This window comes from Gordonia sp. 'Campus' (assembly GCF_022206305.1).
Taxonomy (GTDB): domain Bacteria; phylum Actinomycetota; class Actinomycetes; order Mycobacteriales; family Mycobacteriaceae; genus Gordonia.
In genome coordinates this window covers 21,801-47,699 of sequence record NZ_JAKOIW010000022.1, presented here as the reverse complement: position 1 = coordinate 47,699, position 25,899 = coordinate 21,801, and the positions used below count along the sequence as shown (strand labels likewise).

General features: G+C 67.9%; 25 protein-coding genes. 12 read left to right on the top strand and 13 right to left on the bottom strand.

Annotated elements, in window-relative coordinates:
* Positions 1 to 21: 21 nt before the first annotated feature.
* The 4 genes from MAY35_RS19830 to MAY35_RS19815 form a co-directional block, all read right to left on the bottom strand.
* The gene (locus MAY35_RS19830; protein WP_238423002.1) at positions 22 to 1,077 is read right to left on the bottom strand and encodes a zinc-binding dehydrogenase; all 1,056 of its coding nucleotides are present in this window, start codon (positions 1,075 to 1,077) and stop codon (positions 22 to 24) included.
* A gap of 142 nt (positions 1,078 to 1,219) precedes the next feature.
* Positions 1,220 to 1,774 (bottom strand): nuclear transport factor 2 family protein, encoded by a 555-nt coding sequence (locus tag MAY35_RS19825; protein WP_238423001.1) that lies wholly within the window; start codon positions 1,772 to 1,774, stop codon positions 1,220 to 1,222.
* Positions 1,771 to 2,943, bottom strand: a complete 1,173-nt coding sequence (locus tag MAY35_RS19820) for a flavin reductase family protein (protein ID WP_238423000.1) — start codon at positions 2,941 to 2,943, stop codon at positions 1,771 to 1,773. Before MAY35_RS19820 ends, MAY35_RS19825 begins: the two co-directional genes overlap by 4 nt.
* 36 nt (positions 2,944 to 2,979) lie before the next feature.
* Entirely contained in the window at positions 2,980 to 4,449 is a 1,470-nt protein-coding gene (locus MAY35_RS19815) for an MFS transporter (protein WP_238422999.1), read from the bottom strand.
* Between the two features lie 160 nt (positions 4,450 to 4,609).
* Between MAY35_RS19815 and MAY35_RS19810 the strand changes: the two genes are divergently transcribed.
* From MAY35_RS19810 to MAY35_RS19800, 3 genes are read left to right on the top strand one after another with little or no spacing between them, the layout of a single operon-like run.
* Positions 4,610 to 5,905: an amidase gene (locus tag MAY35_RS19810; protein WP_238422998.1), complete on the top strand. Its 1,296-nt coding sequence runs from the start codon at positions 4,610 to 4,612 to the stop codon at positions 5,903 to 5,905.
* 29 nt (positions 5,906 to 5,934) lie between these two features.
* Positions 5,935 to 6,213 carry a hypothetical protein gene (locus MAY35_RS19805; protein ID WP_238422997.1) on the top strand — a complete coding sequence of 93 codons (279 nt, stop codon included), beginning with the start codon at positions 5,935 to 5,937 and terminating at the stop codon, positions 6,211 to 6,213.
* Positions 6,210 to 6,830 (top strand): response regulator transcription factor, encoded by a 621-nt coding sequence (locus MAY35_RS19800; protein WP_238422996.1) that lies wholly within the window; start codon positions 6,210 to 6,212, stop codon positions 6,828 to 6,830. Before MAY35_RS19805 ends, MAY35_RS19800 begins: the two co-directional genes overlap by 4 nt.
* Here MAY35_RS19800 and MAY35_RS19795 read toward each other — a convergent pair.
* The 6 genes from MAY35_RS19795 to MAY35_RS19770 form a co-directional block, all read right to left on the bottom strand.
* Positions 6,824 to 7,774: a PDR/VanB family oxidoreductase gene (locus tag MAY35_RS19795; protein WP_238422995.1), complete on the bottom strand. Its 951-nt coding sequence runs from the start codon at positions 7,772 to 7,774 to the stop codon at positions 6,824 to 6,826. The two genes, MAY35_RS19800 and MAY35_RS19795, sit on opposite strands and share 7 nt — an antisense overlap.
* Positions 7,775 to 7,830: 56 nt before the next feature.
* The gene (locus MAY35_RS19790; protein WP_308192476.1) at positions 7,831 to 8,613 is read right to left on the bottom strand and encodes an SDR family oxidoreductase; all 783 of its coding nucleotides are present in this window, start codon (positions 8,611 to 8,613) and stop codon (positions 7,831 to 7,833) included.
* Positions 8,610 to 9,107, bottom strand: a complete 498-nt coding sequence (locus tag MAY35_RS19785; protein ID WP_238422994.1) for an aromatic-ring-hydroxylating dioxygenase subunit beta — start codon at positions 9,105 to 9,107, stop codon at positions 8,610 to 8,612. Before MAY35_RS19785 ends, MAY35_RS19790 begins: the two co-directional genes overlap by 4 nt.
* Positions 9,100 to 10,377, bottom strand: coding sequence for a Rieske 2Fe-2S domain-containing protein (locus tag MAY35_RS19780; RefSeq protein ID WP_238422993.1), 1,278 nt, complete (start codon positions 10,375 to 10,377; stop codon positions 9,100 to 9,102). Before MAY35_RS19780 ends, MAY35_RS19785 begins: the two co-directional genes overlap by 8 nt.
* Before the next feature lie 64 nt (positions 10,378 to 10,441).
* Entirely contained in the window at positions 10,442 to 10,804 is a 363-nt protein-coding gene (locus MAY35_RS19775; protein WP_238422992.1) for a hypothetical protein, read from the bottom strand.
* Positions 10,805 to 10,862: 58 nt separating this feature from the next.
* Complete coding sequence (locus MAY35_RS19770) at positions 10,863 to 12,035, bottom strand: acyl-CoA dehydrogenase family protein (protein ID WP_238422991.1); 1,173 nt, start codon at positions 12,033 to 12,035, stop codon at positions 10,863 to 10,865.
* Positions 12,036 to 12,214: 179 nt separating this feature from the next.
* On the opposite strand from MAY35_RS19770, the gene MAY35_RS19765 reads away from it, so the two are divergent.
* Positions 12,215 to 13,696: a PAS domain S-box protein gene (locus MAY35_RS19765; RefSeq protein WP_238422990.1), complete on the top strand. Its 1,482-nt coding sequence runs from the start codon at positions 12,215 to 12,217 to the stop codon at positions 13,694 to 13,696.
* 3 nt (positions 13,697 to 13,699) lie between these two features.
* On the opposite strand, the gene MAY35_RS19760 is transcribed toward MAY35_RS19765, so the two are convergent.
* Positions 13,700 to 14,284 (bottom strand): TetR/AcrR family transcriptional regulator, encoded by a 585-nt coding sequence (locus MAY35_RS19760; RefSeq protein WP_238422989.1) that lies wholly within the window; start codon positions 14,282 to 14,284, stop codon positions 13,700 to 13,702.
* A gap of 142 nt (positions 14,285 to 14,426) precedes the next feature.
* Here MAY35_RS19760 and MAY35_RS19755 point away from each other — a divergent pair, with 142 nt between their 5' ends.
* The 5 genes from MAY35_RS19755 to MAY35_RS19735 are packed head-to-tail and all read left to right on the top strand — an operon-like array spanning position 14,427 to position 19,618.
* A complete protein-coding gene (locus MAY35_RS19755) occupies positions 14,427 to 15,863 on the top strand; it encodes an APC family permease (RefSeq protein ID WP_238422988.1) in 1,437 nt (478 codons plus the stop codon).
* Positions 15,864 to 15,890: 27 nt separating this feature from the next.
* Positions 15,891 to 17,345: an aldehyde dehydrogenase family protein gene (locus MAY35_RS19750; RefSeq protein WP_238422987.1), complete on the top strand. Its 1,455-nt coding sequence runs from the start codon at positions 15,891 to 15,893 to the stop codon at positions 17,343 to 17,345.
* 36 nt (positions 17,346 to 17,381) lie between these two features.
* The gene (locus MAY35_RS19745) at positions 17,382 to 18,776 is read left to right on the top strand and encodes an NAD(P)/FAD-dependent oxidoreductase (RefSeq protein WP_238422986.1); all 1,395 of its coding nucleotides are present in this window, start codon (positions 17,382 to 17,384) and stop codon (positions 18,774 to 18,776) included.
* A 49-nt stretch (positions 18,777 to 18,825) separates the two neighbouring features.
* Positions 18,826 to 19,242 (top strand): MarR family winged helix-turn-helix transcriptional regulator, encoded by a 417-nt coding sequence (locus MAY35_RS19740; protein WP_238422985.1) that lies wholly within the window; start codon positions 18,826 to 18,828, stop codon positions 19,240 to 19,242.
* Between the two features lie 46 nt (positions 19,243 to 19,288).
* Complete coding sequence (locus MAY35_RS19735; RefSeq protein ID WP_238422984.1) at positions 19,289 to 19,618, top strand: rhodanese-like domain-containing protein; 330 nt, start codon at positions 19,289 to 19,291, stop codon at positions 19,616 to 19,618.
* Between the two features lie 19 nt (positions 19,619 to 19,637).
* Here MAY35_RS19735 and MAY35_RS19730 read toward each other — a convergent pair whose 3' ends face one another.
* Together MAY35_RS19730 and MAY35_RS19725 are read right to left on the bottom strand one after the other, a co-directional pair.
* Entirely contained in the window at positions 19,638 to 20,765 is a 1,128-nt protein-coding gene (locus MAY35_RS19730; protein ID WP_238422983.1) for a nitronate monooxygenase, read from the bottom strand.
* 151 nt (positions 20,766 to 20,916) lie between these two features.
* Positions 20,917 to 22,227, bottom strand: a complete 1,311-nt coding sequence (locus MAY35_RS19725; protein WP_238422982.1) for an NAD(P)/FAD-dependent oxidoreductase — start codon at positions 22,225 to 22,227, stop codon at positions 20,917 to 20,919.
* A 63-nt stretch (positions 22,228 to 22,290) separates the two neighbouring features.
* Here MAY35_RS19725 and MAY35_RS19720 point away from each other — a divergent pair, with 63 nt between their 5' ends.
* From MAY35_RS19720 to MAY35_RS19710, 3 genes are read left to right on the top strand one after another with little or no spacing between them, the layout of a single operon-like run.
* The gene (locus tag MAY35_RS19720; RefSeq protein WP_238422981.1) at positions 22,291 to 22,836 is read left to right on the top strand and encodes a 2Fe-2S iron-sulfur cluster-binding protein; all 546 of its coding nucleotides are present in this window, start codon (positions 22,291 to 22,293) and stop codon (positions 22,834 to 22,836) included.
* Entirely contained in the window at positions 22,833 to 23,816 is a 984-nt protein-coding gene (locus MAY35_RS19715; protein WP_238422980.1) for a xanthine dehydrogenase family protein subunit M, read from the top strand. The genes MAY35_RS19720 and MAY35_RS19715 overlap by 4 nt, the downstream gene beginning before the upstream one ends.
* Positions 23,813 to 25,897 carry a xanthine dehydrogenase family protein molybdopterin-binding subunit gene (locus MAY35_RS19710; protein WP_238422979.1) on the top strand — a complete coding sequence of 695 codons (2,085 nt, stop codon included), beginning with the start codon at positions 23,813 to 23,815 and terminating at the stop codon, positions 25,895 to 25,897. Before MAY35_RS19715 ends, MAY35_RS19710 begins: the two co-directional genes overlap by 4 nt.
* Positions 25,898 to 25,899 lie beyond the last annotated feature (2 nt).

The following is a 25,899-nucleotide window of genomic DNA, read 5'->3' as shown; positions in this document are numbered from 1 at the left end:
GCGGGATCCTCACGGGCGAACTCACTCGCGCGAGATGATGACCTTCAGCGCGTGCTCGTCGGCCGCGTTGGCGAACGTGTCGTAGGCCGCGTCGAACTCATCGAACGTGAAACGGTGCGTCACGAACTTCTGTGGCTCGATCTCCCCGTGCTGAATCCGCTCGAGCAGTTCGGGCGCCGTCGTCGCATTCACCAGGCCGGTCGTGATCGTCAGGTTGTTGATCCAGTCGCGCTCGATCGGGAAGGTGACACTCTCACCGTGCACACCCACATTGGCGACGTGACCGCCGGGACGGACCGCGTCGAGCGCCATCCCGAACGTCGCCGGGATGCCCACCGCCTCGATCGCGACATCGACGCCGAGTCCGCCCCGCCCGAGCTTCTTCAGTTCCGCGACCACATCCCCACCCGCATGGACATCGATGGTGTCCGTGGCTCCGAACTCGCGGGAACGCTCCAGCCGGAACTTGTTTCCGTCGACCGCGATGATCTTCGACGCGCCCTGCGCCGCCGCGGTCATCACCGCGGCCAGGCCCACCGGGCCCACACCCACCACGGCGACGACGTCGCCCTCCTTGACCGCTCCGTAGCGGACGCCGATCTCGAATCCGGTGGGAAGGATGTCGCTCAGCATCGTCCCCTGCTCGGCACTGACGCCCTCCGGCAACGGGATCAAGCCGTTGTCGGCGAACGGCACCCGGACGTACTCTGCCTGGGTTCCGTCGATCAGATGCCCGAAGATCCATCCGATGCCACCGACGGTCTGGCAGTGCGACGTCATCCCGGCCACACAGAATTCGCATGTGCCGCACTTGGTCACGCACGAGACGATCACGCGGTCACCCACCGCGACCCGGGTGCAACCGGGTCCCACCTCGGTCACCACCCCGACCCCTTCGTGGCCCAGGACGCGGCCGTCGGTCACCGCCGGGACATCCCCGTGGAGGATGTGCAGATCGGTCCCGCAGATGGTCGTCGTCTCCATCCGGACGATGGCGTCGGTGGGATCGACCAGGACCGGGTCGGCAACGTCCTCCCACGCCTTGCGACCGGGACCGTGATAGACGAGTGCCTTCATGAGCTCAACTCCATCCGCCGATGTCAGCCACGACGACGTTTCGCCGTTGCTGCAGACAACGATCGGCCGCGACGCCCGCCGGGGCAGCAGAATCCGCGTGATGTCTCATATTGAGACGATCCGGCTCGACGCCGACGACACCTCAGCGCATCAACACCGAAGCCGAGGGGAGGCTCTCCGCGAAGTTGTTGCGCAGCGGCGCGATGAAGACGTTCTCGGTCCGGGTCCGGGTCACCCGCCATCGACCGTTGTCCTTGCCGAACGCGTTGTTCAGCCGGCTGGAGCGCAACAGCGCGGTGCCGTCGGAGAACAGCCAGGGTTGCATGTGAATCCACTGCCCCGTCGCCCGGTCCCCGTCGACGTGGATCTGTTCGGAGGTCAGGTAGTGGGCGTTGAGCAGGAGAGCCGGGTCACGTTTCTCACCCCAGAAGCGCTGGAAGTGCTCGCGGATCGCCTGCTTGCCCTCCGCTCGCCCGAACTGACCGTCGTAGTGGTCGCCGACGCCCTCCCACACGGCATCGTCGGTGTACAGGTCCAGGATGAGCTCGATACGCTCCGCGTCGTCGGCGACCGGCTCGGGACACGGTGTGTCGCAGAGGAACATGTACCGGGACTGGACCCGGCGGATGTCGGCCTCGGCCTCGAGCGTCTCGATCCGGGCGACGAGCGCGGCGATGGTGTCGTCGATGCCGGTCATCGTTCGAGGACCCCGACCACGGCACGGGCCTGCGTGATCCACTCGTCGATCTCGGCGCCCGTCGCCCCGGCCGGCAGCTGCGACAGTCGCAGCGTCATCGAATAGCCACCGCGCGGATCGCGGATGGGCAGCACGATCGATCCGACATCGTATGTACCGTCGGGCCGCAGCTCCCGAATCCGATAGTCCACGGGCGACTTCCCGATCGACGCGCAGATGTCACGTTCCTGCGACGGGGTGAGCCGTCCCCGCTCGTAGGACCGGGTGGCCTCCCGCATCTCCGCGTAGGCGGTCGGCCCGTCGTCGGGGAGGAACGAGACGAGGTAGCCGTGCCTGCGCACGAAATCCAGCCTCGCACGGTGCATCTCACGTACGTCGTCATCGGCATCGCGCAGCTTGGCCAGCCACCGCGTCTGGGTGTCCTCGTCCTGATCGAACACGTAGGTGTCGCCGATGGGCGGCACCATCGGGATCCGGTAGGCGAGTCCTTCTTCGCGGTCGACACCGGGTCCGGTCGCCGAGAGCACCACCGCCATCTCGTCTCGACTCACTGCCGTCAGCACCGACACCTCGCCACGGAGTGACGCCGCCAGTGCCTCCACCTGCGGACGCGCGGTGTGCGCGGCATGGATGGTCGGCAGGATCTCGTGGTCCATCCGCGCCATCAACGACGTCGACACGAAGCTGCCGTACCCGCCCTGGAAGAAGATGAGCGGCGACACCGGGTTGGTGACCGCGAGATCCCGCACCTCGCACAGCGCGATCCAGTGATCGCCGGCCTCCACCACGTTGCGTATCCGGGTGTCGATCCATGCCACCGATTCGGCCAGCACGGGGTCGCCGGATGGTGAGGGAAACCAGTCGATCCCGTCGAGTTTGTCCTCCCAGCGCTGCGCGACCGTGAGGACGACGTCCTCCTGGTCACCGCCGAGGATGTTGATGCACAACGACTCGCACTCGCGCATCTTCTCGAAGGTCCGCGAGGTCTTCATCGGCATGAACGAGACGAGCGGCGGGTCCATCGAGACCGAGCTGAATGTTCCGACGACCATGGCCAGCACCGCATCCTCGGCATCTCTGCCGGTGACGATCACGACACCGGTGGGATAGTGGCCCATCACATTCCGGAACGCGGTCGGGTCGATCACGTCGAGCAGGTTGTCGGACATGGCTTCTCCTGTGTGTCGGGTCGTCGGGCAGACGGGTCAGGAACTCGGCGCGTCGACGGGGTTCTTGACGTGCCGCCGTTGCAGGGTGGCGCCGAGCCGCTCGGGCCGGAGGAACGCGATGCACAGCGCGCCGCCGACCAGCAGGACGATTCCGGTGATCGTGAAGGCCTGGTGCACGCCGTCGGCCATGTTGGCGGCCATCTCCGCGCTGGGCTTCTCGCCCTTCGGAGGTGAGACGTAGCCGGCATCGGTCATGAGCCAGCCGACGAGGATCGGCGAGATGACCGCGCCGAAGGACGCGACGCCACCGAGGGTCGCCATCAGGATGGGTCGCTGCCGAGCACCCACCGCATATCCGATCGCGGTGGCGGTCATCGGGAACGCCAGGCTGCATCCGCCGGCGAGGCACAGCAGCGCGACCGCGGTGATCCCCGACGTCGCCTGGATGGCGATGAAGCAGAGGCCCGCGATGACCGCGGCGCAACCGAAGGGAACCGCGATGGCCAGATGGGCCGAACTCCCCCGACGCATCATTCGGTGCCCCAGCGCACCCAGCCCGAGGAGGACGAGCGCACCCACCACCCACGGCACGGTCGTCATCGCGCCGACCTCGCCGAGCGAGAGTCCGACGACGGTGCCCAGGTACTGGGGCAGCCAGGTAGTCAGGAACCCCTGCACCCAGAAGTTCGACGCACCGCCGATCACGGCGGAGACGAACGCCACGCTGAGCAGCGCGCGCCAGATCACGACCGGCTTCTGCTCATCGACCGCGGCGGTCGCCACCTCGTCTGTGTCGGTGACCTCGTCTGGGTCGGTGACCTCGGCTGCCTCGTGCGCCGCCTCGGTGTCCGACGAGGCCCTCTTGGGCCGGTACGGTCCGTCGGCGCCGATCGCAAACCACGAGATCACCCACAGCAGTCCGATGATGCCCAGCACGCCGAACGCCCATCGCCAGCCCCAGACCGCGATGACCCAGGCCAACAGTGGTGCCGCGAGGACGGGTCCCAGCGTCGAACCGGCCGCGATCAGGTTCGACGGCAGCGCGCGACGCGTCGGCGAGAACCAGGTGTGGGCGGAGGTGAGCGACATCGCGGTGGCCGGTCCCTCGGCGCCGCCGAGCACGATCCGCGTCACCAGCAGGACCGCGGCGCCGCCGCCGAGGAGCATCGGGAACTGCAGCACCGCCCACGTCATACCCATCGCGAACAGAATCCACTTCACCGAGATCTTGGATGCCAGGAATCCGGTGATGACCGAGACGATCGCGTACAGGAAGAAGAACGCACTGCCGATGAAGCCGAATTCTGTTGCGGACAGGCCGAGTTCGGGCATCGCATCGGCGGACACCAGCCCGAGGACCGCCTTGTCGGCGAACGCGATGATCTGGAACAGCACGAGCATCCCGGTGACGATCCATGCGCGCCGCGACATCCGGCTCATGTCGATCCGACGCGGTGCCGGTGGCGCCGCCGCCGGTGCCGTCGGTGCGGTTTCCCTGGTGACCATTGGTGTGTCCTTCGTCGACGGGCGTCGGGCTGGACGCCGAGGCTGGAGGTGTTGGGCTCGAAGCTATGGGGTCCGTTGCCTACGGCGGTAGGAGGGAAATCTTTACTGTCGCCGCCCTGCGCGAGCGGGCAGACTGGACCCATCGGATGAAGGAGGAACGGTGAGCTCGGCCTACTGGAAACAGCCCATCAGTCACCAGGCGACCGCGGTCCACGAGAACGTGGTGTCGGCGGAGGTGTTGGCGCAGCAGGTCCGCGAGGAGATCCTCCGCACCGACACCGATCTGCGCGCGTGGGTCGAGCTGTCCCCGTCCCTGATCGACGACGCGCGGCGCGAGGATTCGCTCCCCGGCCGCCGCCCGCTGCGCGGTGTCTCCCTGGCCGTCAAGGACCTCATCGATGTCCGCGGTCTCCCGACCCGCGCCGGCTCGTCGGTCACCTCACCGGCACCGGCCGAGTCCGATGCCGACTGCGTCAACCGATTTCGGGATCTCGGTGCCGTGATCCAGGGCAAGACCGTGACGACAGAATTCGGTTACTTCGCGCCCGGGCCGACACGCAACCCACATCACCACGAACACACCCCGGGCGGGTCGTCGAGCGGTTCGGCGGCAGCCGTCGGGGCAGGCGTCGTCCCGGTCGCCCTCGGTACGCAGACGGCCGGCTCCCTGACCCGCCCCGCGTCGTATTGCGGTGCGGCGGGGATGGTCCTGGCCCAGGGCTCCACGAACCTGGCCGGCGTCACCGGCCTGAGCGAATCGCTCGATTCGCTCGGATTCCTCACCCGGGATGTCGCCGACCTGCAGTACGTCTACACCGCCTTCACCGGGCGGACGCCTCTCGTGCCCGGGCGCTCGACCGTCGGGACCGTGGTGATGTGGGGCGGCAGCGACCTGCATCCGATCGAACCGGAGATGGCCGACCTGATCGGCATGCTGCCCGATCTGCTCGGCCTCGTCGGCATCGAGACCCGCCACCTCGAGTACGACGACCACGTGCGGACCCTCGCCGACGATCACGCGACCGTCATGTCCCACGAGGCCGCGAAGACCCTCGACGCCATCGCCACCACCCATGCCGAGGCACTCAGCCCACAACTGCGCGATCTGGTCGAGGCGGGGCGTGCGGTCACCGCAGGCGACCACTCCGCCGCTCTCATCCGGCGTGACCGGTCGCGCGACCTGCTCGCCGAGGCCCTCGGTGACCACACCGTCATCGTCGGGCCCGCCGCACCGGGCGCCGCACCCAGGGGTCTCGGGGCAACCGGTTCCCCGGTGCTGAGCCGCCCCTGGCAGCTGCTCGGGTGCCCGGTGGTGGTCGTCCCCGGCGCGACGACGGAAACCGGTATGCCACTGGGCCTTCAGGTGGTGGGCCTACCCGGACGAGAAGCCGCCCTCTTCGAGGTGGCCACGGTCCTGGAAACCGCCGTCAAGTCGTTGCCGTCGGTACCGGTGTGAGCACACCCCCGGCCGGAGAGAGGAACACCATGACGATCAAGCCCCGTCCCGAGACCCACCACCACATGTTCCTCACCTGTTATGAGGACACCTTCAACTACGGCTGGCACCACGTCGACCTGTTCGTCCACGACGAGCACGGCCGCGAGGTCAACTGGGTGCACTGGACGGTCGAGGCCGACGGCCCGGAGGCGGCTGACGAGTCGGTCCGGCAGGAGGAGCCGTGGTTGCACCGCACCACGGAGTGGCGTCACCAGGTGAGTGTCGTCGGCATGAACTACTGGACGGCCGACGCGGCGTGGGTATGACAGCGACGGTCTATGTCGTCGACGACGATCCCGAACTGTGCGAGTCTGTGGACTGGCTGCTCGGCAGCATAGGGATCTCCCCGCGGATCTGTCACAGCGCCGACGAATTCCTGTCCGTGTACTCGGGCGACGAACCGGCATGCATCGTCCTCGACGTGCGGATGCCGCGGATGAGCGGTCCGCGGCTGCAGGAGAAACTCAACGAGTTCGCTCCGCACGTCGCGATCATCTTCGTCTCCGCGCACGGCGACATCCGTATGTCGGTGTCCACGTTGCAGGCCGGTGCGATGGACTTCCTCGAGAAGCCCTACGACCCCCAACGGCTGCTCGACGCGGTCCAGGCGGGGATGGAGAAGGCGGTCGAGCGGTTCCGCACCCACGACAGCCGGCGGTCCGTCGAGGCCAAGGTGGCGTTGCTGACGCCGCGTGAGCGGGAGATCCTGGCGCTGGTGGTCGAGGGGCTGCCCAGCCAGAACATCGCCCGCCGCCTCGACATGAGCGTCAAGACCGTCGACGTCCATCGCGCGCGGATCAAGAGCAAGACCGATGCCGACAGCATCAGCACCCTCGTCCGCGACATCCTGCGGTTCGGCGTCGAGGTACCGACGGATCAGTAGTAGTCGAGCACCAGCTTCTCGCCGGAGGTCCGCGAGACGCACACGGCCATCACCTCTCCGGACTCCCGCTCGGCCTTGGTGAGCACGTTGTCGCGGTGCTCGGGTTCACCGGCGAGGACCTGCATGATGCAGGTGCCACAGATGCCCTCTTGGCACGAGGTGTCGACGTCGCACCCGTTCTCCTCGAGCACCTCCACGATGCTGCGGTCGGCGGGCACGTGGTAGGTCTCCCCGTCGAGTTCGACGTCGAAGGCGGTGTCGGCTTCCGAGTCCGCGGGCTCCGAAGCGTGGAAATGCTCGTAGTGGACCGCATCGGCAGGGACGAATCGCTCGGCGATGTCGCGCACCTTCGTCATGAAACCCTCAGGGCCACAGACGTACACGTGTGAGTTCGCCGGCGCGGAGGTCAACGCGCCGGACAGGATCGACCCCTGGGTCTCGCGGTCGATGCCCACGTGCGCGTGCAGTTTCTCCGGGCAGCGGTCACGTAGCAGGGGCAGGAACGCCGCGTCCTCGGCGGTCCGGGCGAAGTAGTGGAGTTCGAAGCTGATGCCCGCAACGTCCATGTGGCGGGCCATGCTCAGCATGGGCGTGATGCCGATGCCCGCCGCCACGAGGACGTGATGGTCTGCCGCGGAATCGATTCCGAGCAGATTGCGGGGTTCGCTGATCTGCAACCGGTCCCCCACCTGCAACTCGTGCAGGGCCGCCGATCCGCCACGCGAGTTCTCTTCGCGCTTGACCGCCACCGCGAACGACTCTCGGCCGTCGGGCCGGCTGCACAGCGAGTACTGCCGCGTGATGGCCGTCGGCCCCACGACGTCGATGTGGGCCCCCGGCGAGTACTCGCCGATCGTCGAACCGTCCGGCCGCGACAGATAGAACGTCTTGACCCGAGGTGTCTCCTGCACGATCGCGGACACGACGACATCGATGAGTGCCATGGTGGTGCTCCTGGGGGTGGCGGTGGGCCAGAGGTGGCGTGATGACGAAAAGCGGTTCAGCGGACGAACAGTCCGCCGTTGACGTCCCAGCAGGCGCCGGTGACGAAGAAGGCGTTCTCGGCGGTCAGGAGTCCGACCATGTCCGCGACGAACTCGGGACTTCCCAGCCGTCCGACGGGGATCCCGGCGATCACGGCGTCGAGTCTGTCCGGCGGGACGGTCGCCTTGACGACCGGTAGATCGTGCGGACCGGGAGCGATCGCGTTGACCGTGACACCCTGCGCCGCCAGCTCTTTCGCGAAGATCTTGGTGACGGTGAGGATCGCACCCTTGGACGTCGCATAGTGGGCCCCGGTGGCCGTGCCGCCGTTCTGCCCGGCCAGCGACGCCATGTTGACGATCCGCCCGTAACCCGCTTCGGCCATCGCGGCACCGAACACCTGGCACCCGAAGAAGATGCTGTTGACGTTGGTGGTCAACACGCGCGTGAAGTCCGGTTCGTCGAGCGTCATGAGGTCGGCCGCCTGCGTGAGAGCGGCGTTGTTCACCACGATCGTCGGAGTGCCCCAGACCGATTGCACGTGGGCCAGCGCGTCGACGAAGTTCTGGCGATGCCCGACGTCGAGGACCGCGGCCCGCGCGGTCGAACCGTCCGGTGACAACTCGTTGGCGATCCGCTGCGCCGGTTCGAGCGCGATGTCGGTGAGCAGCACGCGGTGACCGTCGTCGTGCAGCCGGCGCGCGATGTGCGAACCCATACCGCCGGCGGCGCCGGTGATCACCGCGATGCCCCCGGTCGTCGCGCTCCCGCGCGTCTCCGCTCCGGCCGCGGAGGTCACAACAGGTACCCCGAGGCGCTGACCGCGTCCTCGCTGTCGATGAGCCGGGCCACCTTGAGGCTGATCCGGTCGTTCCCGTCGGTGCCGAGTTCGATGGTGTGGGTGAGTTCGGCGCCGATCGTCGAGAAGGTGTCTCGCTTGAACGCGTTGAGGATCTGCGCCGACCGGAGGATGACGGTGTCGTCGCTGACATCGGACACCGTGAAGCGGGAGACGATCCGAACCGTCCGTGCCGCCGCGACGGCGGACGGTGCATATCCCTGCATCATCCGCTCGACGCGCAACCTGCGCATCCGCTTGTCGTCGTAGACCATGTTCAGCGACGAGTCGAAGTCCTCGGTGTCGGGGTCGATCGGGATGACGTAGTGCGCGTCGTCGGTGTACAGGGCCTCCCACGCCGGATAGTCCTTGGCGTCGAGGAGTTCGGCCTCCTTCCACACGAGCGCGATCGCCCGCAGCACGCGTGGGTCGTTGAAGGTGTGCAGCTCAGTCATCGCTCATCATCCTCTTCCACATGCCGTAGGACTCGCGCATCCCGGTCTCGTCGGTGACATGCGATGTGGGCCAACCCTCGTCGGTGGTGTACTCGCGGTTCTCGCCGCGGTTGACCAGGATCGGCATGTTCGGATTGCCACCGGCGCCGATCTGCACGCGGTCCCAGCCCTCGGCGTCGTCGGGACTGCCGAAACCGAAGGGGCCCTGGAAGTGCTCGTGGATGCGCAGCCGTTCGCGGTTGATGCTCTCCGGGCCGCCGTCCATACCGATCGCCATGTGCCACACCTCGGTGACGTCGACGCTGATCGGGATGAGCACCCGGAAGAACGACGACGACATCGCGATGTTCGGGAACATGTTGAGGTTGAACCCACAACCGTGCATCGACCGCATGTAGCGGCGGATGCGTTCGGGGCTCTCGCCGGCCTCGGTGAGCTCGTCCACGAGATGCTGGAACCGAGGCTGGATCTCCTCGTCACCGTCGTCGACATCGAGGTCGGCGTGTGCCGCCGCCATGATGGCGACGCTGTGCCCGTTGCCCAGCGCGTGGGTCTCGGCGGCCGGATCGTCCATGAACGACATCATGTTGGCGGTTTCGGCGTCGACCGAGGCCATCCACGACTTGTGCACCATCGGGAAGTGGTAACCGTCGGTGGTGTTCTCCAGCTGGATCTTCCAGTTGCCCTTGAACCGAAACTTGTGGCTGCCGAGGACCTTGGTCGGAAATCCGTTGGACTGCTTGAGGAATCGATCCATCCAGATCTTGGCGTCGCCGAGATGGTCCTCCAACGGCTCGATGTCGGCGTTGAACGTCGCGAAGATCATGCCGAGGTAGCTCTCGGTCCGGAGCTTCTGCAGCGGGAAGTCGTTCTTGTCGACGACGCCCTCGTACCCGTCCGGATACGGGATGCCGCGCAGTCGACCGTCCAGGGTGTACGACCAGTTGTGGTACGGGCAGGTGAACCCGTTGGCCTTGCCGCTGCGCTGATCGCACACGGTCGCGCCGCGGTGCCGGCATCGGTTCAGCAGGGTGTTGAAGTTGCCCTTGCGATTCCGGGTCACGATGACGGGCTGGTCACCGATCTGGGTGGTCTTGAACGACCCGGCCTCGGGGACCTCGCTTTCGTGGGCGACCCACACCCAGGTGCGGTAGAAGATCTTGCGCATCTCCTCGGCGAAGATCTCGGGATCGGTGTAGAGCTGACCGGCGACGCGGTCCTTCTCGGCGAGGTCCGCGAAGCCGCGGGTCGGCCTCTCGATGGTGGTCATCGATGTTCCTTCGTGTGTCGATCGTGCTCTGGGGGCACGAGGAGGGGCTGTCGGTGCGCGATCTTCAGGAGGCGACGTCGTCGCGGATGGTGAGGGCCCGGCCCATCCGCGCCTCCACCTTGAAGTACTTCCAGAGCGCGTACTCGCCGACCATGGTGGTGCGCAACAGATTGCAGGCCGCCTTGACCGTCGGCTGGTCGCGCACGTCGGCGAGGACGTAGAACGTCCACGGCCACCCGTCCGACGGACCGACCATGTGGGCGTCGTCGTCGAAGGTGCCGATGATGTCGACGCCGTCGAGGTTCTTCAGGCCGGTGAGGAACTCCATGGTCGCCTCCCAGACCGGCCCGATGTCGGACTTGGGCAGGTCGAAGAAGTTCTGGTTGTTCCCCACACAGAACAGCGTGCGCAACGGTTCGTCGGTCATGATCTCTGCACTCCTCGCGGGTGGTGTGTCGGCGGTCGAGATGGCTGGGTGTGGGCGTTCAGGGGAAGCTGGGAATTCCGGCGTCGAGGCCGAGGAGCAGCGCCCCGGCCGCCTCGTAGGTATTGGTCTGGAGCATCGCGTGCTGCGCGGGCACCAGCGCGTCCTGCAGGTACCGCTGCAGCGGGTGCGTCTCGTAGATCGCACCGGTGCCGGCGATGTCGAACACCTGCTGCACGACGCTGCGTCCCACGTGGGCGGCGTGGGTGGCGCTCAGCCGCAGCAGCGCTTGGTCGTCGGTCGAGATGTGTTGCCCGGTCAGCGCCTTGGCCCACACCTCGTCCGTGGTCGAGTAGAAGAACGCCCGGGCGGAACGCAATTCGGCCTCGCCGCGGGCGATCGCGGACTTGTAGGCGGGACGGTTGCCCTTGCTCGCTCCCCCGGTGATCGAGGTGCGGGCCGCACCGACCTCCACGGCGTAGTCGAGCGCGCCGCGCGCCGCGCCGAGGGTGACGACGGCGAGCACCTGGGCGGCGTAGGACAGCGCCGGATAGCGGGTCAGGGGTTCGTCGATCTGCGGCGCACCGCCGCGGACAAAGGTCATCTCCTCGGGCACGAACACCCGGTCCGCGCGTACCGCGTGCGAGCCGGTCGCCCGCATGCCGGCGACATCCCAGTTGTCGACGATCTCGACCTCGGCCGGATCGACCAGTGCCGTCAGCGGTTTGCCGCCGGTCTCGGGACCGCCCGCCAGCCCGATGCCGATGATGTCGGCACCGCGACAACCGCTCGCGAACTGCCAGAGGCCCGAACACAGGTAGCCACCGTCGACCTTCTGTGCCTCCTGCATCGGGAAAAGCCCGCCGGCATAGGCGATGTCGGGTCCGTGCGCGTAGATCTTGGCCTGCGTCTCGGCCGGCAGGGCGGCGAAGTACACCAGAGACGACCCGAAGCTCGACACCCACCCGGTGGCCGGGTCCACCGCGGACACGCGCTCGACGAGAGACATGAAGTCCGCCGGCGCCATCGGCTCCCCGCCGAACACCGCAGGCGTCGACGCGCGGTACATCCCGGCACGCTTGAGCAGGGCGATGTACTCGCGCGGGACGAAACGCTGCGCGTTGAACTCGTCGCGGCGATCGCGGAGCACGTCGAGGGCATGATCGAACGCGGCATCCCGCGCCGGTCCCGCCGGTTCCGCACACACCCGTTCGGTCACGCTCTCCGCGGTCATTGATGTCTCCGTTCGGATTCGACTCTCGATCTCGAGATCGACACTATGGACGCCGTGGACCGGGCGGTATCGGGATTTACCGCGCCAGGGGTAAGCAATTCCTTACTTGCGTGGCATCGTGGCGGGAGGAAATGCTGGCTGGGGCGAATGCTGGACTCGACGAAGGCGAGGTGATGGCGATGTTCCCTGCTCGGCGCGACTTCGAGCAGATGATCCTCCACACCGGCACCGGGATTCTCATCCACGAGGCGAGTTCGAAGAACATCCTGTGGGCCAACCCCGCGGCGTGCCGCATGTTCGGGTTCACCCTCGAGGAACTCAAACCGCTCAAGGCCCACCACATGAGTGCGCAGGAGCGTCAGTATCGCCGTGAGGTCGGGGTCGCCTGGCTGCAGTCAGCGGTGGTCCACGGCTCCAGCCGCAAACAGTGGAAGTACCGCGCGAAGGACGGGACCGACTTCCTCACCGATGCGCGTGCGACCCTCGTGCGCTGCGAGGACGGACCCGTCGTGATGGTCGAGTTCCGCAACATCTCCGAGGAGGTCGAACTCCAGGAGGAGCTCCACTGGGTCTCGGAGTCGTTGCAGCGCATCATGACCCACACTTCTGCCGGGATCGTCGTCCTCGACGACGACAACTGCATCGACGACATCTCGCCGCTGGCCGCACAGCTGTTCGGCCGGACCCCCGCCCAGCTGTCGGGCGTGCACCTCGAGGACCTCGGCCGGTGTGAGCCCCGCCTGACCAGCGACCTCGTCGTCGACCGTCTCGTCGGCGGGACCGGTTCGGTCAAGATCCAGCAGGAGATCACCAAGGACGACGGCAGCACCGTCTGGCTGGCCGGCGAGCTCGAGATCGTCGCGCACGACGGCATCAGTTCGCGGGTCCTCACCGTCCGTGACGTGACCGACCGCGTCGAGTGGGAGCGGCGAAACGCCTACCAGGAGGCCAACCTCCAGTACCTCAGTCGCTACCACGCCATGGGCGACATGGCGATGATCCTCGCGCACGAGCTGGGCCAGCCGTTGGCCGCGTCGACGAACTATCTCAGTGGCCTCAAGGCGCGCGTGTCCGCCGAGACCGTCGACGCCCGCAGTCTGTCCTATGGCATCGACCAGATCGAGAAGCAGTTGCATCGGGCCGCCGGGATCGTGGCGTCGGTCAAGCGGTACGTGCGGCGCATCGAGAGCACGACCACCCTCATGGACCTCAACGAGACCGTCGCCGAGAGCCTCTACTTCGTCCGACTCCGCGCCGCCGAGCAGGGAGTGCGGGTCTATGCCGAGATCCCCGAACGCGACCTGCCCGTCCAGGGCGAGAACGTCCTGATCGGACAGGTCATCATCAACCTGTGCGTCAACGCGCTCGACGAGATCGTCCGGCCGACCACCGAGGTCAAGGAACTCACCGTCCGGACCGGCGAGGCCGACGGCGCGGCGTTCGTGTGGATCTGCGACCAGGGCCGGGGCATGACGGGCATCCCGGACGATCGGCTGTCGACGGGTGCGTTCTCGTCCAAGGAGGACGGCTCCGGCATCGGGCTCATCATCTCCGAGCACATCGTCGAACGGCACGGCGGCACCATCAGCTACCTGCCCAACGAACCGTCGGGTACCGCGGTCCGCGTGACCCTGCCGCTCGCCACCGGCTCGTCGGGATAGGAGTCAGGACGAACCGTCGAGGATCGCGTCCATCAGGCGGATCTGGTCGGCGGGCGCCGTGGTCACCGGGTCCAGCACGGCCGTCACCTGGAGTCCGAAGATTGTCGTCATCAGCAGTTCCACTCCTACGCCGACATCGCGGGCCGGTAGCTCGCCAGCATCCACCGCCTCGTTCCACAGCCGTGTCATCCGCGCCTTCCACTCCGCGACCGCCGCGTTGTTGACCTCCGCCATCACGGTGTCGGTCATCGCTCGCTGCCACAGCGACATGGCGATGCGAGCCTCGAGGGTGGCCTCGTCGGTCATCGGCATCAGTTCCTGAGACAGTGCCCGCAGCGCCGCCCGCCCCGTGCGGCGTCGTGTCGCCGACGCGATCCGGGCATTCGTCGCCTCGATGACGTATTCGTATGCGGTACGGAGGATTTCGTCCTTGCCCGCGAAGTAGTGGCTGAGCGCCCCGTTCGTGTACCCGGCCTCCGCGGCGAGATCCCGCATGCTGATCCCGTCGACACCGCGCGTGGCGAGCAGCCGCCAGGCCGCAGCGACGATGGCCCGCCTGCGCTCATCGTGGTCGACCAGTCGTGGCATCACATCTCCCTGGCTCGGTTCGGCCCCGGGTAAAGGTTTTACCGACCCCCGTTCCGCTTCCGGCACCCGCACCCCGGATGTAGCCTCCATCACAGTTCTTGGTTCTACGCTCGTTGAACCATAACCGACAGGAGAGCTCGACATGGTCGACACCACCCATCCGACGTCGGCTCCCGCCCGATCGACCCTCCGGGGTTCGATCGGCGTTGCCGGCATCGTCTTCCTGGTCATCGCGGCGGCCGCGCCACTCACCGCGGTAGCCGGTTCGCTGCCCGTGATGATCGCCACCGGCAACGGCGCGGGAGCCCCGATGGCCTACATCATCGCCGCGGCCGTCCTGCTTGTGTTCAGCGTCGGCTACGCCGCGATGAGCAGTTCGGTGACCGACACCGGCGCCTTCTACGCCTACGTCACCAAGGGTCTCGGCCGCAGCGCCGGCGTCGGCTCGGCCGCGTTGGCCCTGCTCGCCTACACGACCATCCAGGCGGCGATCTACGGCCTGGCGGCATCCACCATGCGCGACGTCGTGATCCGGTTCGGTGGTCCCGACGTGCCGTGGTGGCTGTGGGCGTTCGTGCTGATGGCCATGGTGGCGGTCCTCGGCTATCGCAGCATCGACCTCGGCGCCAAGGTGCTCGGCGTCCTTCTCGTGGCCGAGATCGCGCTGATCGTCGCGTTGACGATCGCGGTGCTGGCCCAGGGTGGCGCGCACGGAGTCGACGTCGTGTCGTTCACGCCGTCGGCATTCCTCTCGGGCTCGCCCGGCATCGCATTGATGTTCGCCATCGGCTCGTTCGTCGGCTTCGAGGCGACGGCCATCTACGGCGAGGAGGCCCGCAATCCGAGGCGGACCGTGCCGATCGCGACCTACGTCGCCGTGGGCACCATCGGTGTCCTCTACGCCGCGGCGAGCTGGGCGGTGGTGCTCGCCTTCGGTTCCGACCAGGTACAGGCCGCCGCACAGTCCGATCCGGCCAACCTGACCTTCATCGCCACCACCACCTTCCTCGGGAGCGTCGCCGCCGACGTCATGATGGTGATGCTGGTGACGAGCCTGTTCGCCGCACTCCTCGCCTTCCACAATGCGATCGCGCGCTACACGTTCGCACTGTCGAGGACCGGGTACGCACCGCGCCGGCTCATGGATGTGCACGGTCGCCACGGCTCGCCGCACATCGGCTCGGTGGTGCAGACGGCGACCGCCTTCATCCTGGTCGGCGCCTTCGCGGCGGCCGGCGCCGATCCCGTGCTGCAGTTGTTCACCTGGATGGCCGGTGTCGCGATCGTGAGCATCCTGGTGCTGATGGTGCTCACCAGCATCGCGATCATCGTCTGGTTCCGGCGGGACACCACAGATAATCGGTTGTGGCACACCAGGATAGCGCCGGCCCTGGGCACAGTCGGGCTGCTCGGCATCACCGCGCTCGTGGTCGCCAACTTCACCACCCTCATCAGCGGGTCACAGGTCCTCGCCACCGTGTTCCTGCTCGTCATCGCCGCCGTGTTCGCGGCGGGCGCATGCATCGGCCGCTGGCGTCGGCCCGCGCGCCGAGACAACCAGGCGACTTCCGCATCCTGATCAGCCAACCCAGAAAGCGAACTCCTCATGATCGACATCTCGAACCTGCACACCGGCCTCTACATCGGTGGCACCTGGCGAAGCGCAGACGCCACCTTCACGACCCTCAATCCGTCGACGGCACAACCACTTGCCGAGCTCGCGTCGGCCGACGACGCCGACGTCGACGCCGCGGTCACCGCCGCGTATGCGGCTTTCCGCGGCGAGTGGGGCGCCCTCGCACCGTCGCGCAAGGGCATGCTGCTGAACCGGCTCGCCGATCTCGTCGAGCGCGACATCGAACAACTCGCCGCGCTCGAGTCGCTCGACATGGGACGCCCGGTCGGCATGAGTTCGGCGCTGATGATCCCGAACCTGATCGCCACCTTGCGCTACTACGCGGGCTGGGCGGACAAGATCAACGGTGAACTCATCGCCAATGACGGATACCTCGGCGGACCTGTTCCCACCCACGCGTACACGCGGCGCGAACCGATCGGCGTGGTCGGGGCCATCATCCCGTGGAACGCGCCGTTGATGATCCTCGGATGGAAGCTGGCGCCCGCCCTCGCAGCCGGGAACACGGTGGTCATCAAGCCCGCCGAGGACGCCTCGCTGTCGGTGCTCCGCCTGGCCGAACTCGTCGACGAGGCCGGCTTCCCGGCCGGAACGGTCAACGTGGTCACCGGCATCGGCCGCGTGGCCGGCGCCGCCCTGTCCCGCCACCCCGGGGTCAAGAAGATCTCCTTCACCGGCTCCACCGAGACCGGTCGGACCATCCTGCGCGACTCCGCGGACACGTTCCGGCGCACCGCACTCGAATTGGGCGGCAAGGCACCACAGATCGTCTTCGACGACGCCGACCTCGACGCCGCCATCCAGGGATGTGCGATGGGCATGTTCTTCAACCAGGGCGAGGTCTGTGCAGCGGGCACCCGGGTGATCGCGCACCGCAAGGTCTACGACGCGATCCTCGACGGACTCACCGGTGCCGCACAGGCCCAGGTACTCGGCGACCCGTTCGACCCGTCGACGACAATGGGCCCGCTGGTCAACGCCCGCCAGCGGGACCGCGTCCTCGCCCTGCTGGAGGCCGGCGTCGACGAGGGTGCCGAGGTCGTCAGCGGCGGTGCGGCACCGGACTCCGCCGGTTTCTACGTGACACCCACCGTCCTGGCCGGACGCAACGACATGACCGTCGCCCGCGAGGAGATCTTCGGACCCGTCGGCCTGGTCATCCCGTTCGACACCGACGACGAGGCGCTGGCATTGGCCAACGACAACCAGTACGGACTGTCGGCGACCGTCTGGACCACCGACCTGACCCGAGCCCACACCGCCGCCGCGCGCATCGATGCGGGGGCCATCGGCATCAACGGCTGGTCGCCGCTGGCGCCGCAACTCCCGTGGGGTGGTGTCAAGGCGAGCGGTATCGGTCGCGAACTCGGGTACGAGGGCATCCTCGCCTATACCGAGTCCAAGACGGTCACCGTCGTTCTCTGACACCTCGTCCCCTCCACACCGCCTCCAGGAGCAGTCATGTCCTCTCACCCCCGACCCGACGACCGCCAATCCGCCCGAGAGACAGCGGATTCGGCGACACCCCCACGCCCATCGGTCATCGTCATCGGAGCCGGCTTCGCCGGCCTCACCGCGGCCCGCGAACTCGAGGCCGCAGGCATCGACGTCCGCGTCATCGAGGCGCGCGAACGCATCGGCGGCCGGGCCTGGACCGACGAACGCCTGGGCGGCCATGCCCTGGAGATGGGCGCGACGTGGGTGCACTGGATGCAACCGTTCGTCTGGACCGAGATCACCCGCTATGCACAGACCATCTACCCCAGCCCCGACATCGAGTCGGCGTACTGGGTGAGCGACGGCGTCGTGCACTCCGGCACCGAACACGACCTCGACGCCAAGCTCTCCCGGCTGCAGGAGACCATCGTCGACGGCTCGCGCGAGTTCTTCCCGTACCCGCACGACCCGCTCGCGATCCTCCGTGACCCCGACACGGATCCCGAACTGCGGGAACGTTTCCTGGCCGCCGACAAGGGCAGCGTCCTCGACTGCCTGCACGACGGCGAGTTCACCCGCGAGGAGATCGACCTCGCCGACTCGTACTGGTCGGCCGGGTACCAGGGCCCGACGGCCACGGCGTCCCCGCTGATGGCCAAACACTGGGCGTCGCTGAGCGATCACCGCAGCTCTCTCATGGACGAGCAGACCCTGAGGTTCAAACTCACCAACGGGATGCGGGGCCTCTACGACGCGATCGCCGGCGACCTGCGTGGCGAGATCACGCTGGGCACACCGGTTCGTTCGGTGGCGCACGACTCCCACGGCGCCCGGGTGACACTGGCGACCGGTGAGGTCGTCTCGGCGGACGCGGTGATCGTCACCGCACCCATCGGCGCGCTGCGCACCATCGACTTCAGCCCCGCACTGTCGGCCGAGCAGACCGCACTCATCGCCGACGGCACCAACTCGGTGGGGTTCAAGATCTGGGTCAAGGTCGCCGGCCACCACTCCGTGATCGCCGGAGCGCCCGGACAGCACCCGATCTCACTGCTGCGCAGCGAATACTTCCTCGAGGACGAGGACGCCACCATCCTCGTCGGCTTCGGTTCCGACCACACCGCCATCGACCTCGACGACGTCGCCTCGGCGCAGAAGGCCCTCGATGTGTGGCGCACCGACCTGACCGTGCTCGAGTGCGGCGGTCATGACTGGGTTGCCGACCCGTGGTCGGGCCAGACCTGGGCGACGCTCAAGTCAGGTCAGTTCTTCAACGGCTGGAGTCTGTTCCACGACTCCACCACCCGCCTGCACTTCGCGGGGGCAGACTTCGCGAAGGGTTGGAACGGCGTGGTGGTCGACGGCGCCATCGAATCCGGGATCACCACCGCACGCAAGGTGATGGCCGAACTGCGGTGAGCGCGCGGACACCGGCGTCGCCGTCCCGGGTGACTGTTAGCCTGCCCCCATGTCGGAGCCGCCGCCGTTCAGCCCGGTCGTCACCCTGCTCACCCTCAGCCGGGTGTGGGAGGCCGAGCTCGGCTCCGCGCTCAAACCCCTCGGACTGACGACACGGAAGTTCGGTCTGCTCGGTCACATCCGCGGCACACCGGACATCTCCTTCAGCGAACTGGCCCGCCGGTCGCGCATCACGGTGCAGAGCGCACACGCCGCGGTCTCGGGATTCGTCGACGCCGGCCTCGTCGACGACGCCACCGCCCACGCCGGGGCCGCTTCGACGCTGCGGATCACCCCGGCGGGCGAGGAGGCGCTCTCCCGCGCCACCGCGGCGGTCAGCCGACTCGACGCCGAGTTCACCTCGCGTGATCCCGAACTCGCTCGGGCACTGCGCGACGTGCTGGGCCGCTCGATCCCGGAGTCGTGATCGGTCGAGATGGCAAGGAACGACACCTTCAGTTAGACTGAAGGTTGTGAAGGTTCGCCACTACCTCCGTCGACCCCCGACCGTGTCCGCCGCCGAGGCGCTGCGCCTGGTCGCCGAGGGCGCCGTCGTCGTCGATGTCCGCCGCGACTTCGAATGGAACCGCGTCCACATCCCCGATGCGGTGCACATGCCCCTGGAGGTGCTGCCGGCGCGGTGCCTCGAGCTGCCCGAGGACACCCTGCTGATTGCGTTCTGCACCGGCGGAATCCGATCCGCCGGTGCAGCAAACCTCCTGGTGGAGAACGGCTTCGAGGCCGCCAACATGAGTGGCGGCCTCATCGGCTGGCGAGCGGCCGGTGGCGACCTCACCGAGTGAGGTCGCCACCGCCGAATGCTCAGGCGTTCGCGTTGGCGAACGACTCCAGACTGCCCGTCGCGTCGATGTATTCGGTGACCCACCGCTCGATCACCGCGGAGGTCTTCTCGACCTTGCGGAACTGCCCGACGACCTGACCCACGGGATTGAAAGCGACGTCGATGCTCTCGTCGGGGTGCTTGTGCGTCGCCGCGACCGCCATGCCGGAGACCATGTACTGCAACGGCATTCCCAACGGATCGGGATTGTTCGGGTCCTCCCAGGCCTCGGTCCAGTCGTTGCGGAGCATGCGGCACGGCTTGCCCGTGAACGACCGGCTGCGGACCGTGTCGCGACTGGAGGCCTCGATGTAGGTCTGCTGCTGGACCGGGGTGTTCTCCGCCTCTTCGACCATCAGCCACTGCGAACCGCTCCACGCGCCCTGCGCACCGAGCGCGAGGGCCGCCGCGATCTGCTCACCGCTGCCGATGCCGCCGGCTGCCAGAACCGGCACCGGCGCAACCTCTTTGACCACCTGCGGCCAGAGCACGATGGACCCCACCTCGCCGCAGTGACCACCGCCCTCGCCGCCCTGGGCGATGATGATGTCGACGCCCGCGTCGGCGTGTTTGCGCGCCTGCTTCGGTGAACCGCACAGCGCGGCCACCTTGCGGCCCGCGGCCTGGATCTTCTCGATCATGTCGGCGGGCGGCGTCCCGAGCGCGTTCGCGATCAGGGTGACCTTGGGATGCTGCAGCGCGATCTCGACCTGCGGGGTGGCGGTGGCCTCGGTCCACCCCAGGAGCTGCAGCGAGTTGTCGCTGTCCTCGCTGAGCGGCACGCCGTGGTCGCGCAGGAGCTTGCGACCGAAGTCGAGGGTCTCCGCGGGGACCATCGACTGCAGCATCTTGGTGAGCTCTTCACCCGACATGTTCGAGTCCATGCCCTCGTACTTGTTCGGGATGACGATGTCGACGCCGTAGGGACGGTCGCCGATGTGCTCGTCGATCCAGTTGAGCTCGATCTCGAGCTCCTCCGGCGTGAACCCGACCGCGCCGAGCACGCCGAATCCACCCGCCTTGCTCACCGCGACCACCACGTCGCGGCAGTGGGTGAACGCGAAGATCGGGAACTCGATACCGAGCTCGTCGCAGATCGGGGTGTGCATGGAGGACTCCTCGCCGGTCAGAATTAGAACGTGTTCTACTCTGGATACCAGGCGAGGGGGTCACGGACAAGCGTTCGACGGGAACCCGGGCGGCGAGCGGGCCGAATCGCCCCGGCGCCGGGAGCGAAGCGAGCGGGCCGAATGAACCCCGTTACTGCCCGTACGGTTGCCGCGCCGTCTCCGGATCGCCGTAGGTGATCGCGCGCTCTCGTCGACTGTCGGTGAGGAGTGTTGCGCCCCAGGTCATCACGGTGCCCATCCGGTTGCGGACGCCGGCCAGGAAGGCGATGTGGATGACGCCCCACGCCACCCAGCCGGGGAACCCGGACAGATGGAGGGGTCCCGACTGCACGATCGCGTGACGACGGGCGATGTAGGCGGCCGTGCCCAGGTCGCGATACTTGAACGGGGATCGGGTCGCCTGCCCCGCAACCGTTTCGGCGATGACCGCACCGGCATGGCGGCCCCCTTGCATCGCCACCTCGGCGACACCGGGCAGGTCACGGTACGAGCTCATGTCGCCGCACACGAAGACGTGCGGGTGACCCGGCACCGAGAGATCCGCCTCGACCGGGATGCGACCCCCGCGATCCTGCTCGACGCCCAGCGCGCCCGCGAGCGTGGTCGCGAACGGGACCGCCTCGACTCCCGTCGTCCACAACGTGGTGCGCGCGCGATAGACCTGCTTGTCCCCGTCGGCCTTACGGGTGGTCTCGACGTAGTCCTCCCCCACACCGGTCACGTGCACCCCGAGATGGGTCTCCACCCCGAGGTCGTCGAGCGTGCGCTGGGCACTCGCCGACAGCTTCGAGTGGAACGACGGCAGGACCCGGTCCCCGCCGTGCAACAGCAGAACCCGTGCCTGCGCCGGGTCGATCGCATCGAACTCGCGCTCGAGCGCCAGCGTGGCGACCTCCCGGATCTGCCCGGCCAACTCGACCCCCGTGGGTCCTCCGCCCGCCACGGCGAACGTGAGCCACGCGCGCTGCTCGACCGGGTCGGTGATCGTCTCGGCCATCTCGAACGCCGCCATGATCTTCCGCCGGATCGACAGGGCGTCGTCGAGGGTCTTCATCCCGGGCGCGTGCGCCGCGAACTCCTCGTTGCCGCGATAGGCGGTGCGCATCCCGGCGGCGACGACGAGGTAGTCGTAGGACAGCCGGAACGACGACCCGTCGATCCGGTCGATGGTCAGTTCGCGGGCCTCGGCGTCGATGCCCGACGCCTCCCCCAGGACCACGTCGAGATTCGGGTGCCGTCGGGTCAGGTGTCGGACGGGGCTGGAGATCGCGCCCTCGGACAGCAGGCCGGTGGCGCACTGATAGAGCAGTGGCTGGAAGAGGTGGCTGGTCCCGCGGTCGACGACGGTCACGTCGACCGGCTCCTTCTTGAGCCGGCGGAGGCAGTGCATGCCTGCGAATCCGGCACCGATGACAACGACTCTGGGTCTCGAGGGGGCCATTGCGCCGATTGTTCCAGACGGCGGCGTGGTTTACCCGTCCGTTGCCCGGGTACCACCCCTGCTGTGGAATCCAGGGTCTCGTTGTCCGTGAACGGTGTGCACCACGACGTCCGCGTGGACACGCGCACAACCTTGCTCGACGGCCTCCGCGACCGTCTGGGCATCTACTCGCCGAAGAAGGGATGCGACCACGGTCAGTGCGGGTCGTGCACCGTGCTCGTCGACGGACGACGGGTGATCAGCTGCCTCTCGTTCGCCGTGAGCTACGAAGGGGCCGAGATCGTGACCGCCGAGGGACTGCGCGGGAACGGGGCCGCAGGCGAGGACGGGGACGCAGGCGAGGATCTGCACGCACTGCATCGGGCGTTCATCGAGCAGGATGCGTTCCAGTGCGGGTATTGCACGCCCGGTCAGGTGTGCTCGGCGGCGGGGATGCTGGACGAGGCACAGCGCGGCGACCCGAGTCACGTCACCGATGAACTCGAGCCGGACGCGGACATCGATCCGCTGAGCGACGACGAGATACGAGAACGGATGAGCGGCAACCTCTGCCGGTGCGCGGCGTATCCCAACATCCTCGCCGCCATCCGACAGGTGGCCGGCCGATGATCCCCTTCACCTACGAACGCGCCCGGGACGTGACCGGTGCCGTGGATTTTCTTCGGGACAACCCCGGCGCGAAACTGCTCGCCGGCGGCACCAACCTCGTCGACCACATGAAGCTCGGGGTCGCCGATCCGCCTGTGCTCGTGGACATCTCGCGACTCCCCCTGGACGAGATCGGCGAGAATCCGGATGGCTCGCTCCGCCTGGGGGCGACCGCCCGCAACGCGGACACGGCGGCGCATCCACTCGTCCGCCGTCGCTACCCGGTTCTCTCCCGTGCGCTGCTGTCGGGAGCGTCTCCTCAACTGCGCAATCTCGCCACCAACGCCGGGAACCTGTTGCAGCGGACCCGCTGCGTGTACTTCCAGGACGTGACCACGCCGTGCAACAAGCGCTCGCCCGGGTCGGGGTGCTCCGCTCTCGGCGGTTACACCCGTCATCACGCCATCCTCGGCGCGTCCGAGAACTGCGTGGCGACCCATCCATCGGACATGGCGGTCGCACTCACCGCGCTCGATGCGCGGGTCGTCGTCCAGGGTCCGGACGGCGAACGCGAGTTCGACGTGCGCGCCCTCCATCGCCTCCCCGGTGAGCACCCGGACCGCGATACGGTGCTCGAACCGCACGACGTCATCGTCGCCATCAACGTCCCGGCGCCCCGCCCGGGTGCAGTCTCCACGTACCGCAAGGTCCGCGATCGGGCGTCGTACGCGTTCGCGCTCGTCTCCGTCGGCGCCGAATTGAGCATCGACGGCGGGGTCATCGACGACGCGCGTATCGCGTTCGGCGGTGTCGCGCACAAGCCCTGGCGCGCCGAGCGCGCCGAGAGCGTGCTGCGCGGGAATCGTCCGTCGGCCGAATTGTTCGCCGCCGCAGCCGATGCCGAGCTGACCGACGCACAGGTACTGGAGGGCAACGCCTACAAGGTGCCCCTCGCCCGCCGAACGCTCATGGCGACTCTGCGGGAGTTGAGCGCACGATGAGCGCCATCGGAACCTCCCATGCGCGCATCGACGGGGTGGACAAGGTCCGCGGCACGGCGCCCTACGCGTACGAGCACGTCTCCGACGCCGTGTACCTCTGGCCGATCACGGCGACGATCGCCCGCGGTCGGGTGGCCACGATGGACTCCGCGACGGCGCGGGCCACCGAGGGCGTGCTGCTGGTGCTGACCCCGGAGAACGCGCCCCGCCTGGCCGACACCTCCGACGGCGATCTGACCATCCTGCAGTCACCGGAGGTCGCCTACCGCGGACAGCTCATCGGCGCGGTGGTGGCGGACACGCCGGAGACGGCCCGCGAGGCGGCCGGCTCGGTCACGGTGACCTACGAGCAGAGCGACCACGACACCGAATTCCGCGTCGACCACCCCGACAGCTACCGCCCCGAGCAGGTCAACGGCGGGTTCGAACCCACTTCGCAGGACGGCGATCCCGATGCAGTCCTGGCGGACCTCGCACCGGACGCGGCCCGGGTCGACCAGTGGTATTCGACGCCGGAGGAACACAACAACCCGATGGAGCCACACACCGTCGTGGCGCGCTGGGAGCCGGAGCCGGGAGTACTCACGCTCCACGACTCCACCCAGTCGACCCAGGGCGTCGTCTCGACCCTGGCACCGATTCTCGGTCTCGAACCGCACCAGATGAGAGTTCTCGCACCGCACGTCGGCGGCGGATTCGGTTCGAAGGGCTCACCGCATTCCCACGACGTGCTGGCCGCGCTCGCGGCGTTCGAGCTGCCGGGTCGGGCGATCAAGTTCGCCGTCACCCGGCAGCACATGTTCGCCTACGTCGGCCACCGCGCGCCGACCCGGTCGCATCTCCACCTGGCCGCGGACGCAGACGGCCGGATCACCGCCCTGGTCCACGAAGCGCACACGCACAGCGCGCACGCGAAGGAGTTCGCCGAACAGGCCGCGGTGACCTCGCGCAGCATGTACTCCGCCGCGAACCGCCGCACCGACCACCACGTCGTCCCCCTCGACGTCCCGGTCCCGTTCTGGATGCGCGCGCCGGGAGAGGCCCCCGGGATGTTCGCCGGCGAGGTCGCGATGGACGAGCTGGCCCACGCCCTCGACCTCGATCCGATCGAGCTGCGACTCCGCAACGAACCGCCCGAGGACCCGGAGACGGGCAAGCCGTGGTCGTCGAGACAGCTCGTCGAATGCCTCCGCGTGGGGGCCGAACGGTTCGGCTGGGACCGGCGCCATCGGCAACCCGGCGCCCACCGCGACGGGCATCATCTCGTGGGCCTGGGCGTCGCGGCGTCGACGTATCCGCACATGGTGAACCCGGGCAACACGGCGTCGATCCGCTTCTCCGGCGGCCGCTACTCGGTTCGGATCGCCGCCACCGACATCGGGACCGGGGCCTGGACGACCCTGCTGCTCATCGCCGCCGACGCCCTCGGGGTCTCCACCGACGTCGTCGACATCGAGATCGGCGACAGTTCCCTGCCCAGTGCCACCGTCGCCGGCGGTTCGTCGGGCACCTCCTCATGGGGTTCGGCGATCGTCACGACAGCGCACCAGTTCCGGGCACGGTTCGGAGACGAGCCACCCGAGGATGCCGAGCTCAGCGCGGACGCCGCTGACAACCCGGACCTCGAGAAGGTCACCGCGGCGTCCTTCGGGGCACACTTCGTCGAGGTGCGGGTCGACGCGGACACCGGCGAGATCCGCATCCCGCGCATGCTCGGGGTCTTCTCGATCGGCCGCGCCATCAACCCGCGCACCGTGCGATCACAACTGATCGGGGGCATGACCTTCGGGATCTCGATGGCATTGCATGAGGAGAGTGTTCGCGATCACCGGTTCGGGCACATCGTCACCCAGGATCTCGCCGAGTATCACATCCCGGTGCACGCCGACATCGTCGACGTCGATGCCCTCTGGCTCGACGACCCCGATGAGTACGCGACGCCCATGGGTTCGCGCGGTGCCGGTGAGATCGGCATCGTGGGCAGCGCCGCCGCGGTGGTCAACGCCATCCACAACGCGACCGGCGTGCGGGTACGCGACCTCCCGGTCCATCTGGACGACCTGCTCGACGCGCTGACCTGACG